The sequence below is a fragment of the Ruegeria sp. H9 genome, from assembly GCF_056532915.1.
Window position 1 is genome coordinate 148,349 of sequence record NZ_JBQFNX010000003.1, and the last position, 12,565, is coordinate 160,913.

The following is a 12,565-nucleotide window of genomic DNA, read 5'->3' on the forward strand; positions in this document are numbered from 1 at the left end:
CGGTTAGCTCTCCTTCAGGTGGGGCATGGCTTTACGTAGGTAGTCATAGCCCGTGATCAATGTCAGCGTCGCGGCAATCCAGAGCAGCCATAGCCCGATACGACCTGACCAGAACATGGCCTCAAGATGCCAGCGGATGTTGTTCAGGTCCTCGACCTGCCCTGCCAGAACCTGATCAATGGTTGTCGCATCCATGCCAAACGTGGCCATCACAAAATGGTGCTCGAATATCCCCTGCGAGAACAGGATCGCGATCGCTACCATCTGTGCCGTCGTTTTCCACTTGGCCAGCTTGGTGACCTTCAGGGTTCCGGCCACATCGCCCAGATACTCTCGCAAGCCTGAGACAAAGACTTCGCGAAACAGGATCACTGTAGCGGGCAGGACCAGCCATGGTGTCCAGTGTTCAGTCGAATAGCCCACCAATATCATCAGCGCGATTACCACCATTGCCTTGTCGGCAATGGGATCCAGCATGGCGCCAATCTTCGTTTCCTGTTTCCAGGCGCGCGCCAGATACCCGTCGAACCAATCGGTGATCGCCGCTGACAGGAACAGGATCAAAGCAAACCAATCCGCATAGGGACGGGTGAAATACAGAAACATCACGGCGAGACCGGGGGCCGCCACAAGGCGCAGTACAGTCAGAATATTCGGCAGGTTCCATTTCATGGCTTGGACCCTACATCGCCGGTTCAAGACAGAAAAGACAGGGTCTTAAAAAACTGACCCAACACAAGCGTTTGCTGTCTTAAAAGTCAAAGCGTCGCAGCGGTGGTCACATTACAGGTTTCATCTTGGCACTTGATTGCTTTGGCGTCAGATTGTCGGCTGGCCAACCAAACAACACCCCAGAGCTGACATGACACCGCATATTCAAACCGATCCCCGGTCAAATCTGATCGGCAGCGCCTGGATGGTCGCCGCAATGGCACTGTTCGCGCTGGAGGATGCGCTGCTCAAGGCGGCTTCGGCGTCGATCCCGATCTGGCAAGTGCTGGTTCTGTTCGGTGCTGGTGGTGCAGTGATCTATGCCGCGGTTGCCGTTGTACGTGGCACGCGTCTGTTCCAACCCGACGTACTGTCGCGCCCAATGAAGGTGCGTGTGGTCTTCGAGATTCTTGGACGTTTGTTCTATGTGCTGGCGATCGCTTTGACGCCACTGTCCTCGGCTACGGTGATCCTTCAGGCCACACCACTGGTTGTCGTCGCAGGGGCCGCGTTGCTCTTTGGTGAATCCGTCGGCTGGCGGCGATGGAGCGCCATTTTGATCGGTCTTGTTGGCGTTGTGATCATCATCCAACCGACCGGAGACAGCTTCTCGGCCCTGTCAATCCTTGCCGTGCTGGGGATGCTCGGCTTTGCGGGGCGCGATCTGGCCAGCCGCGCCGCGCCCGCAACACTGGGCACTGAGGTTCTGGGGTTCTATGGCTTCCTCTGCATCATTGTCGCGGGTTTGGCTTATCGATTCTGGGAAGGAACATCGCTGCAAACTCTGACGCCTAATGTCAGCCTGCACATGGGCGGGGCGATTGTGATGGGAGTCATGGCCTATGCCGCGCTGATGAAGGCGATGCGCACCGGCGAGGTCTCATCTGTGACGCCGTTTCGCTATTCGCGGCTGTTGTTCGGTATCGGCTTGGGCGTGGTGATGTTTGGCGAGCGATTGGATCAGACCATGTGGATTGGCTGCGGCCTCATCGTGGCGTCGGGCCTCTATATCCTTTGGCGGGGGCGAAAAGCCTAGCCCTTGTCATGGAAGAAGTCATAGACCTTCTGCGCCAACCCGGCTGAAATCCCCTCGACGGCTTTAAGATCCGCCAAATTGGCTCGGCTCACCGCTTTGGCGCTGCCGAAATGAGTCAGCAGGGCGCGTTTGCGCGCGGCCCCGACGCCGGGGATTTCGTCCAGTGGCGTTGCACCAACCGCCTTGGCGCGTTTCGCGCGATGGGTGCCGATGGCAAAGCGATGCGCCTCATCCCGCAAGCGCTGGATAAAGTACAATACGGGATCGTTGCGTTTCAGCGCAAAAGGGCGCTGCCCGATGCGGTGGAATTCTTCCTTGCCGTGATCGCGATCGACACCCTTAGCGACACCGACCATCGGGATATCCTCGACCCCGTGCTGGGCCATGATCTCATTCACGACGCTCACCTGCCCTGCACCACCGTCGATCAGCAGCAGATCGGGCCAATGCCCTTTGTCCCGATCCGGATCTTCCTTTTGCAGGCGCGTAAAACGGCGGGTCAGGACCTCTTTCATCATGCCGAAGTCATCGCCGGGGGTTAGATCATCGCCGCGGATGTTGAACTTGCGATAGGCGTTTTTCATGAACCCCTCTGGGCCCGCGACGATCATGCCACCCACGGCGTTGGTGCCTTGAATGTGAGAGTTGTCGTAAACTTCGATCCGGTTGGGCGGCCCGTCCAGATCAAATGCCTCGGCCACGCCGCGCAGCAATTTGGCCTGCGTGGCACTTTCCGACATCCGCCGGGCCAGCGATTCACGTGCGTTGCGCAAGGCACCGGCGATCAGTTCCTGCTTTTCACCGCGTTGGGGCACCAGGATTTCCACCTTGCGTCCAGCTTTTTCGGACAATGCCTCCTGCATCAGATCGGCATTCTCGATTGCATCAGACAGGATCAACTGCCGGGGTGGTTCCTTGTTGTCATAGAACTGGCCCAGAAACGCTTCCATCGCCTCAGCCGGTGACACATCCGGGCCGACGCGCGGATAGAAATCGCGGTTACCCCAGTTCTGGTTGGCGCGGATGAAGAACACCTGAACGCAGGCTTGCCCGCTGTCCATGTAGAGGCCAATGACGTCAGCCTCGGCCACGCCACGCGGGTTGATGCCCTGAGACGTCTGCACCTGCGTCAGCGCCCGGATACGGTCGCGCAGACCGGCGGCCCGTTCGAACTCCATCGCCTCGGAGGCAGCCATCATCTGCGCGGCGAGATCTTCCTGCACTTTGGTAGATCGGCCTGACAGGAACCTTTCGGCATCCTTAACGCTTTCACGATAGTCGGCTTCCGAGATCAGTTCGACGCACGGTCCAGAACATCGCTTGATCTGATAGAGCAAACACGGCCGGGTCCGGCTATCGAACATGGAATCCGAACAGTTCCGCAGCAGGAACGCCTTTTGCAGCTGGTTCAGCGTCCTGTTCACCGCGCCTGCACTGGCGAAGGGGCCGAAATAAGCCCCCTTTTCTTTCTTCGCCCCTCGGTGCTTTTTGATCTGCGGAAAGGCATGATCCTTGGCGACCAGAATATTCGGGAAGCTTTTGTCATCCCGCAACAATACGTTGTATTTGGGCTTGAGCTGCTTGATCAGGTTCTGTTCCAGCAACAGCGCCTCGGTCTCGGTCCGAGTGGTCAGAAACATCATCGAGGCAGTTGCGGCGATCATTTTCTCGATCCGACCCGAATGTCCCGGGCGGGTGTAGTTCGATACCCTCGCCTTCAGGTTTCGCGCTTTACCTACGTAAAGAACTCGGCTGTCCCCATCCAACATCCGATACACACCCGGCGAGCTGTCCAGCGTTTTCGCATAACGCTGAATGCAGGCATAGCCGGTGGCTTGGGTCGACGATTCGGGATCGGTGCTGGCGGTCATGAGTCTGAGATATGATTCTCTGACCATGGCTGCAATCTTGTGCGCTTCAGATCAAGAGAAAACAAATCCACGGCTTCTGTGGATAACTGTGCAGATAACTTTTGGGGCATCACGATTTTCCCTTGAATCCTTGCCTTTTCGTTGATCTGCACAAAAAATAGGCAGGAAATTATGACGTTGTTTTTAAAGGATAATTTTCTTGATCTGCGACAAGTGTATGAAAATTAAGACATTTTTGTAACGCTCGAGTAACAGAGATGAGAGCGGTGCAAAACTTGCAGCAGATTTACTTATTCTACACCAAGAACATCGGGTGTTTGCCAACCCAAATGTTGCCCACCATCGACGCAAAGAAGCTGCCCCGTAACGGCATGTGCATCCAGAAAGTATCCCAGCGCAGCAGTAATATCCGACGGGTTCGCGCCGCGCTCCAGAATCGTGTTCTGCCGCTGAGCGCTAAAATGAGCATCACTTTGGCGATGACCCTGCAGCGTTGGACCGGGGCCGATCGCGTTCACACGGATTGCGGGTGTCAGAGCCTGCGCTGCAGTCCGGGTCAAGGCCCACAACCCCATCTTGGCAATCGTGTATGACATGAACTCAGGCGTCAGTTTACGCACCCGCATATCCACCATGTTCACGATCAGCCCAATCGCCAGAGGCTCTCCCTGATCATCAAGCTCCGACTGCAACCCCTGCTCGGCCATGGCTTGGGTCAGTACGAATGGTGCGCGCAGATTGCTGTCGAGATGCCGATCCCAGCTTTGGCGGGTAGCTGTGTGTATATTGTCATACTCAAATATCGATGCATTGTTGACCAGACAGGTGATCGGACCACCCAGCGCCTCAGCTGCACGCGGCAGCAATGAGCTGACTTGCCCCTCATCAAGCAGATCGGCCTGCAGCGCAACTGACCTTCGGCCCAGCGCCTGAACCTCATCAACCGTTTCACGCGCGGCCTGATCCGAACTGGAATAGTGCACAGCGACATCCATTCCGCGCTGCGCCAAATACAGCGCCATGGCACGACCAAGGCGTTTACCGGCACCGGTCACCAATGCTCGGGTCATGGGCTCATTCTCCTCGTCAGGTCAGGCTAACAGGCTTGCAACATAGATCACATAGAGCGCTGTCAAGATCAGGCCCCAGACGCGTGTGATATCTTTCTTGAAGAATACAAAAGGAACCAACAAGAGCGACGCGCCGAGCATCACCCACAGATCGAAACGCAGGAATTCAGGATCGACGGGAATACGCCCAAACAAGGTCGTAATGCCGACAATGGCCAGCAGATTGAACATGTTCGATCCGATGACGTTACCCAGTGCCACATCCGCTTGTCGCCTCAGGGCAGCCATGACGGTTGTCGACAGTTCCGGCAGGGACGTACCCACCGCGATCAGCGTAAGGCCGATCACTGTTTCGCTCACACCATAGTTCCGGGCAATGACGGTCGCATTTTCGACCAGCAGATGCGCACCCATTGGCAGTCCGATCAAGCCGAGGATCAGGTAGATCGCCACCTTCCAATAAGGCATGTCAGGATCTGCTTCCTCAAGACCCTCAAGCTCGTCCTCATCGGCACAAGCTTCACCACAGGCTTTACGGTGCGCATGTGCTTCGCGAAACGCGTTGCCGAGGATCAGAGCCAACGCAGCCAGCAAAATTGCCCCGCTGAGCAGATTAAAGACCCCGCAAAAAGCCAACCCGATAAATAACACCGACGCCAGAAGCATGAAGATGTAGTTCTTGCGGCTGTCGCACTCACTTGTGTGCAAGGTCGCCAGAAGCGCGGGCAATCCCAGAACCAGCAAGATATTCGCTGTATTCGAGCCCACCACGTTACCCAACGCAATGCCCGGCGCGTTTTCCTTGATGGCGCTGATTGCAATCAGCAGCTCAGGGGCCGAAGTTCCAAAGGCAACTATTGTCAGGCTGACGATCAGGGCGGGAACCCCCAACCGCAGGCTGAGGTTCACGGCCCCTCGCACCAGCGCGTCGCCTGCCAACAACAGGATCAGCAGCCCGAGGCCGGAGAACAGCCATGCCGTCATCCACGGCCTCCTTCTTCGCAAGGACACGGGCCTTTGCCGATCCTAAACCGCCCACAACGCGGACATTTCGCAGAACTCAATCGTTTCTGTCCAGGAAAGCGTAGCTTGCCGAACATCGCCAGAACGCCCATGGCGATCAGGAACAAGGTGACTGCTTTGATGATCACTCTACAACCCGAAACGCGCGTAGGCAGCGCGCTCCTCAAACCCGGCTATGGCATCCTGCGCCAGCGTCGCGCCGAAGCGCGACCAGATCGGTTTGCGCAGGCCATAGCGGCGGAACCTGACTTTGTCGCCAAACTTCTCCTGCATCTTGGGCTTCAGATGGGCAATACCATCGATCAGGCCCAGCTGTTGCGCGCGACGGGCCAGCCAGACCTCGCCGTTGAACAGATCAGCGCTGCTGTCCAGCTTGCCGTCCCGGCGAGATTTCACATGGGTTATGAAATTCTCGTGGATATCGCCCAGCAGCACTTTGAGCCGTGCAATGTCTTCTTTCTTTTCCGGAGCAAACGGGTCGAGCATTGATTTCGACTGACCCGCAGTATGTACGCGCCGTTCAAAGCCCTGACGTGCCAGAAAAACATGCGCGCCAAATCCCGACGATATCACGCCGATCGACCCCAGAACCGAACTGTCATCGGCCCAAATCTCATCCGCTGAAACCGCCAACCAATATCCACCCGAAGCCGCCACGTCTTCGACGAAGGCGTAGACAGGGATCTTAAGCTCTTCCGCCAGCCGTTGGATACGCGCACCGATTAATGAGCTTTGAACGGGGGAGCCGCCCGGCGAATTGATCTCCAGCGCGACCGCAGCGGGCTTGCCCTTGCGAAAGGCTTTCTCCAACACCGGTGCCAGAGCGGTCGCGTTCATCGACCCTCGCCCGGCCATTCCAATGGCACCGGACAGGCGAACAACGGCCACAAGTGGCGGCTTTTTCATGAAGGGCAGGCTGAGTTTCATGGAAGCCGATGTAGAGCGCGCCGGAGCCGTAAACAAGAGACCCGAAGCGCCATAAACGCGACGTGAACCAATTTCACACACCTGATGGGCAAAAATGCAACGCCCTAGCTGCGGATGCGCCAACCGGTTTTGAAGATCCAGCCAATGATCGCGAGGCATATTCCGGTGAAGGCCAGTATGGCCAGAAGGCTCCAAAATATCGGGACATCTGCGATACCATAGAATGACCAGCGGAACCCGGAAATCAGATAAACCACGGGGTTGAACAGAGTGATCGTCTGCCAAAGCGGAGGTAGCATCGAGATCGAGTAAAACGTCCCACCCAGAAAAATCAGGGGCGTCACAACAAGCTGGGGGACAAGCGACATCTGTTCAAAATTACCCGCCCAGATACCCACGATGAAACCCAGCAAGGAAAAGCTGAGGCAGGACAGGATCAGGAAAGCCGCCATAGCAAACGGGTGTTCAATGCGAATGTCCACAAAGAACGTCGCAGTGGCCAGAATGACAAGACCTACAAACAGTGCCTTAGTTGCGGCCGCGCCCACATAGCCAATCACAATCTCGATGAAATTGATGGGGGCTGAAAGTAACTCATAAATCGTACCCAAGAATTTGGGGAAGTAGATGCCAAAGGACGCGTTCGAGATTGATAGCATCACTACGGACAACATGATCAGACCCGGCACAATGAAGGCCCCGTAGGATACGCCTTCGATCTCTTGAATGCGACTGCCGATGGCAGTGCCAAACACCACGAAATAAAGCGAGGTCGACAGGACCGGAGACAAAAAACTCTGCGCCAGTGTGCGAAAGAATCGGGCCATTTCAAACCGGTAGATGGCAGTAATAGCGGACCAGTTCATGCGGGTTCTCCGGACACGAGGTTGACGAAAATCTCTTCAAGGCTCGATTGCCGCGTCTGCACATCACGCAGCACTAAACCGGCCTGTGCAACATCATTGAGAAGAGTGGTGATGCCCGTGCGCTCGGCATTGGTGTCGTAAGTATAGATCAGCGCATCGCCTGCACCGTTGAGCGTCAGTTGATGATCGGACAGAACGTCGGGAACGGATAAAATGGGCTCGGTCAACATGACCTCAATCTGCTTTTTGCCCATCTGCGCCATCAATGTGTCTTTGTCCTGCACGAGCAAAAGCTCACCCTTGTCGATGACACCCACACGGTCGGCGATTGCCTCGGCTTCCTCGATGTAGTGAGTGGTCAGGATGATGGTGACACCAGCCTGCTTCAATTCGGCCACGATCTCCCACATGTCCTTACGTAGCTCGACATCTACGCCGGCGGTGGGTTCATCCAGAAACAGCACCCTTGGCTCATGCGCCAAGGCTTTCGCGATCAGCACACGTCGCTTCATGCCTCCGGATAGTTCCTTGATTGCGTTACGGCGTTTGTCCCATAGGGACAGCTTGCGCAGGATTTCCTCGATCCTGGCGTTGTCTCCGCTATGACCGAACAGCCCGCGCGAAAAGCGGACAGTGTTCCAGACCTTCTCGAACGGTTCCAGCGCGATTTCCTGCGGCACCAGCCCAATCATCTTGCGGGCTGCGCGATACTCGGTCTGGATGTCATGGCCACCTACGGTGACCGAGCCCGAAGTCGGCGTGGTAATACCGCACACAGTCGAGATCAGCGTTGTTTTACCCGCCCCATTGGGGCCCAACAGCGCTAGAATCTCACCTTCTTCAATGTCCAGAGACACACCTTTCAGCGCCTCAAACCCATCGGCATAAGACTTCCGCAAATCCCGGATCGACAATATGGTCGTCATGCGTACCCTCGTTCTGACCCCGCAACCTATCGTGACGGACCATCGTCGAACAGTCCAATTCCGCACAGTGCCATGCGCGTGTGCGCAGGGTTCAGTCTCGTCCCGTCAGGCGACCTAGCCAGCCTGACTTGGTCTCTTCTTCGGCAGCGTCTTCTTGCGGTGGCGGACCTTCGAAATATTCTTGAAGATTGGCGAAAAACTGATCGGCCATCTTCTTGGCAAACCCATCAATCAGGCGGCTGCCCAGCTGAGCCAGTTTGCCACCCACCTTAGCCTCGACCTCGTAGGTCAGAAGGGTGCCACCAGCCTCGCTGGGCGCGAAGGTTACATCAGCGCTTCCCTTGGCAAAGCCTGCAGCGCCCCCCTTGCCCTCACCAGCGATGGTCAGGCGTTCGGGCTCAATCATGTCGGACATGGTCACTGTGCCTTTGAAAGTCGCCTTCACAGGGCCAACCTTTTGCACCACGGTCGCATTATACCCCTCGGTTGGATCACCGGTAATCTCCTGCGCGCCGCTGATGCAGGCTTTTAATACTTCAGGGTCCAGCAACGCAGCGTAAACGGCGGCAGGCGGCGCCTGAATTTCACGGGTATCGCTTAACTGCATCTCTCAACCTCTTTTTAATCCTTCGGCAGACGACAAAGACCTAGCCCTGAAACATCGATGCAGGCAACCAGTTTGCACAAACCAAAGCACGGGATCGGGATTCTTCGCTTGCATTCGCTCCGCCCAACAGAAACCCTGCGCCGCAGGAGGAAGACATGCTGCACGGCATACGCATCATCGAAGTCGAAGGGCTGGGCCCAGCCCCCTTCGCGGCCATGCTGCTGGCGGATATGGGCGCCGATGTCATCACCATCCATCGCAAAGGGTCCGCCGTCACTCCGGGTATGCCTGAACGTTCGCTGCTGGATCGCGGCAAACGATCAATAGCGCTGGACCTCAAAAACCCGCAGGACCTTAGCGTTGCAAAACGGCTGATCGCAACGGCTGATGCGCTGATCGAGGGTTTTCGCCCCGGCGTGATGGAAAAGCTGGGGCTGGGGCCGGAAGACTGTCATTACCTGAACCCAAAGCTGGTCTATGGCCGAATGACAGGCTGGGGGCAGCACAGCCCACTTTCTGAGACAGCGGGCCATGATCTCAACTATATCGCCCTTTCAGGGGCTTTATCCTACGCGTCGCTGCCCGGCCAACCGCCTTTGACGCCCGCAACACTTGTCGGGGATATCGGCGGTGGTGCGATGTATCTGGTTGCAGGTCTGCTCGCCGGGCTTCTGAATGCCCGGAGCACAGGCAAAGGCACGGTGGTGGACGCCGCCATCTACGATGGCTCGGCACACATGATGAATTTGCTGATGAGCCTGCGCCAAACCGGCAACCTGTCCGACACCCGAGGTCAAAGCCTGCTTGACGGACCGCATTGGAGCCGAACCTACGCCTGCGCAGATGGCGGCTTCATCTCAGTTCAGTGTCTAGAGCCAAAATTCTATGCTCACTTCCTGGACATCCTCGGGCTCAGCGATGATGCGGAGTTCGCTCAGCAATACGACCAGACCGCTTGGCCCAATCTGACGGAACGGTTGAGCGAAATCTTTGCCAGAAAACCGCGCGACGAATGGGCGGCGCTATTCCAGGGGACAGACGCCTGCGTTGCGCCGGTCCTAAGTCCACAAGAAGCACGAGATCACCCCATGAATTCGGCTCGCCAAACATGGGTCGACCACGACGAAACACGTCAAGCCGCAGCCGCTCCTAGATTCTCAACCTACAACTGGCAACCGCGGCCCAGCCCCAAACGCGGAGAGCATACAAATGAGATTTTGAACGAACTTCCTCCCGCTTCATCTGGCTAAAAATACCTCGGGGGTGAATTGGCCGCAGGCCAAGAGGGGGCTGGCCCCCTCGCCAGGCTTACCGCCCGCGCACCGTATCGATCATCAATTGAACGTTCTCAGGGTCTGCATCTGGCGTAATACCATGACCCAAATTGAAGATATGCGGTCCTTTTGAGAAGGCTTCGACAATCCGCCGCGTCTCATCGACAAGCGCTTGCCCGCCTGTCACCATATGCGATGAAGCCAAATTGCCCTGCACACACCCATCGACTTGCACATTCGCAGCAGCCCATTCGGGCGACACAGAATTGTCCAGCGCGACACAATCCACACCGGTGGCCTTGGCGAAACCGATGTAACCCTGATCCGCTTCGCGTGGGAAACCTATCACGGGAATGCCCGGATGGCGGGCTTTTATGGCGGCAGTAATCTCGCGACAGGGTTCTACGGCGTATTTCTGAAACGCTTCGCCCTTCAATGATCCCGCCCAACTATCAAATATTTTGACAACCTCGGCCCCTGCCTCGATTTGGGCAGACAGGTATTCAATTGTCGCGGCCGTGATCCGATCCAACAGCGCCTCGAACAGCGCAGTGTTTTCTTCGCGCAGCGCATGGGCTGGCCCCTGATCCGGGGTGCCCCGTCCGGCGATCATGTAGGTCGCCACTGTCCAGGGCGCGCCAGCAAAGCCAATCAAAGTAGTCTCAGAAGGAAGCTCGCGAGAAAGGATGCGCACGGTTTCATACACCGGAGAGAGCGTCTCATGAATTGCATCAACCGGCTTCAGCGCATCAAACTCCGACTGCCGTGTAATTGTCGAAAGGCGAGGACCTTCGCCGGTGACAAACCACAAATCCGCACCCAGCGCCTGCGGCACAAGCAGGATATCAGCAAACAGGATCGCGGCATCAAAGCCGTAGCGGCGAATAGGCTGAAGGGTGACTTCGGCGGCAAGCTCGGGGTTATAGCAAAGAGACAGGAAATCTCCGGCCTGTGCGCGCGTTGCACGATATTCAGGCAAATACCTCCCAGCCTGTCGCATCATCCAGATCGGCGGCACATCCTGCACTTCCCCCGCCAGCGCCCGTAGCAATTTCTTTGTCTCGGCCATTCGTGCCCCCAGTGTTCCGGTTTGGTGCAACGCGTCGGCCCTCAGTGGCAATTTGTCAAGCTCTGCCCCCATTGTCAGGGCAATGTGACGCGACTAAAGCTGTGCGCATGAGTCTTACATTGCCTACCCCCGCATCGCCTCTGAAAATCGGCACCCGTGGATCACCGCTGGCGCTGGCGCAGGCCTATGAAACCCGTCAGAGACTTGGCGCCGCTTTCGACCTGCCTGAGGACGCGTTTGAGATCGTGGTAATCAAGACCACCGGCGACAACCGCGCGATGATCGATGCGGACCGACCGCTGAAAGAGATTGGCAACAAGGGTCTGTTCACCAAGGAAATCGAAGAGGCGATGCTGAAGGGCGAGATTGATGTCGCCGTGCATTCGACCAAGGACATGCCGGTCGAACAGCCTGATGGGCTGGTGCTGGATACTTTTCTGCCGCGTGAAGACGTGCGCGATGCCTTTATCTCTCCGACGCTGAGTTCGATTCACGACTTGCCAGAGGGCGCAGTTGTCGGGACTTCATCGTTGCGCCGCCGGGCGCAGTTGCTGAATCGGCGGCCCGATCTGAAAGTGGTCGAGTTTCGCGGCAATGTGCAGACTCGCCTGAAGAAGCTGGCAGATGGCGTGGCCGATTGTACCTTCCTGGCCATGGCCGGATTGCGCCGCTTGGATATGAAAGACGTCCCCGCGACTGCTATATCGCCTGATGACATGCTACCTGCCATTGCGCAGGGCACCATCGGCATTGAACGGCGCAGCGACGATAGCCGCACCGCCGAGATGCTGGCGGCGATTCATCATGTTGAAACAAGCCAACGCCTTGCGGCTGAACGCAGCCTGCTGGCCGGGCTGGATGGCTCATGCGAAACACCGATCGCCGGTCTGGCACAAGTCCAAGATGGCCAACTGCATCTGCGTGGAGAAGTTCTGCGCCCGGACGGTTCCGAGGCGATCAGCGAAGAGGCCACCGGGGCGCTCGAAGACGGCGCAAAACTGGGTCAGACAATGGCCGCCTCTCTGTTGAAAAAGGCCGGACCAGGGTTTTTCGACTGGCGCTAAGAAAAAATTTAAACAATTTCAGGGTAATGTGAACTTCTTCACTGTCTACCCTGCCGAATTCGTTAAATATAGGGACAGAAGGTCGATCTCGAATATATCGAAAGTTTTAGCCCGTGTTGTT

At 56.9% G+C, this 12,565-nt stretch carries 12 protein-coding genes; 3 read left to right on the plus strand and 9 right to left on the minus strand.

The genetic code is table 11. The features are described from left to right. Window positions 1-3: 3 nt before the first annotated feature. The gene (gene pgsA / locus ACR0CZ_RS14905) at window positions 4-672 is read right to left on the minus strand and encodes a CDP-diacylglycerol--glycerol-3-phosphate 3-phosphatidyltransferase (RefSeq protein WP_170395613.1); all 669 of its coding nucleotides are present in this window, start codon (window positions 670-672) and stop codon (window positions 4-6) included. Between the two features lie 190 nt (window positions 673-862). Here pgsA and ACR0CZ_RS14910 point away from each other — a divergent pair, with 190 nt between their 5' ends. Continuing rightward, complete coding sequence (locus ACR0CZ_RS14910) at window positions 863-1,747, plus strand: DMT family transporter (protein ID WP_170395611.1); 885 nt, start codon at window positions 863-865, stop codon at window positions 1,745-1,747. Here the strand turns inward: ACR0CZ_RS14910 and uvrC are convergent. From uvrC to ACR0CZ_RS14945, 7 genes are all read right to left on the minus strand, one after another. Then, window positions 1,744-3,618: an excinuclease ABC subunit UvrC gene (uvrC, locus tag ACR0CZ_RS14915; protein WP_170395609.1), complete on the minus strand. Its 1,875-nt coding sequence runs from the start codon at window positions 3,616-3,618 to the stop codon at window positions 1,744-1,746. The genes ACR0CZ_RS14910 and uvrC overlap by 4 nt on opposite strands. A 290-nt stretch (window positions 3,619-3,908) precedes the next feature. After that, a complete protein-coding gene (locus ACR0CZ_RS14920; protein WP_170395607.1) occupies window positions 3,909-4,688 on the minus strand; it encodes an SDR family oxidoreductase in 780 nt (259 codons plus the stop codon). A gap of 21 nt (window positions 4,689-4,709) precedes the next feature. Then, on the minus strand, window positions 4,710-5,672 hold the full coding sequence (locus tag ACR0CZ_RS14925; RefSeq protein WP_170395605.1) for a calcium/sodium antiporter: 963 nt from the start codon (window positions 5,670-5,672) through the stop codon (window positions 4,710-4,712). A 168-nt stretch (window positions 5,673-5,840) separates the two neighbouring features. Next, complete coding sequence (locus tag ACR0CZ_RS14930; protein WP_170395603.1) at window positions 5,841-6,638, minus strand: S49 family peptidase; 798 nt, start codon at window positions 6,636-6,638, stop codon at window positions 5,841-5,843. A gap of 104 nt (window positions 6,639-6,742) precedes the next feature. Then, window positions 6,743-7,504: an ABC transporter permease gene (locus tag ACR0CZ_RS14935; protein WP_170395601.1), complete on the minus strand. Its 762-nt coding sequence runs from the start codon at window positions 7,502-7,504 to the stop codon at window positions 6,743-6,745. Continuing rightward, window positions 7,501-8,430, minus strand: a complete 930-nt coding sequence (locus tag ACR0CZ_RS14940; RefSeq protein WP_170395599.1) for an ABC transporter ATP-binding protein — start codon at window positions 8,428-8,430, stop codon at window positions 7,501-7,503. Before ACR0CZ_RS14940 ends, ACR0CZ_RS14935 begins: the two co-directional genes overlap by 4 nt. Before the next feature lie 91 nt (window positions 8,431-8,521). Then, entirely contained in the window at window positions 8,522-9,037 is a 516-nt protein-coding gene (locus ACR0CZ_RS14945) for an SRPBCC family protein (protein ID WP_170395597.1), read from the minus strand. 155 nt (window positions 9,038-9,192) lie between these two features. On the opposite strand from ACR0CZ_RS14945, the gene ACR0CZ_RS14950 reads away from it, so the two are divergent. Continuing rightward, the gene (locus ACR0CZ_RS14950; protein ID WP_170395596.1) at window positions 9,193-10,287 is read left to right on the plus strand and encodes a CaiB/BaiF CoA transferase family protein; all 1,095 of its coding nucleotides are present in this window, start codon (window positions 9,193-9,195) and stop codon (window positions 10,285-10,287) included. Between the two features lie 58 nt (window positions 10,288-10,345). Here ACR0CZ_RS14950 and hemE read toward each other — a convergent pair whose 3' ends face one another. Next, window positions 10,346-11,380, minus strand: coding sequence for a uroporphyrinogen decarboxylase (gene hemE, locus ACR0CZ_RS14955; RefSeq protein ID WP_170395594.1), 1,035 nt, complete (start codon window positions 11,378-11,380; stop codon window positions 10,346-10,348). 107 nt (window positions 11,381-11,487) lie between these two features. Here hemE and hemC point away from each other — a divergent pair, with 107 nt between their 5' ends. After that, window positions 11,488-12,444: a hydroxymethylbilane synthase gene (gene hemC, locus ACR0CZ_RS14960; RefSeq protein WP_170395592.1), complete on the plus strand. Its 957-nt coding sequence runs from the start codon at window positions 11,488-11,490 to the stop codon at window positions 12,442-12,444. Window positions 12,445-12,565: the final 121 nt, after the last annotated feature.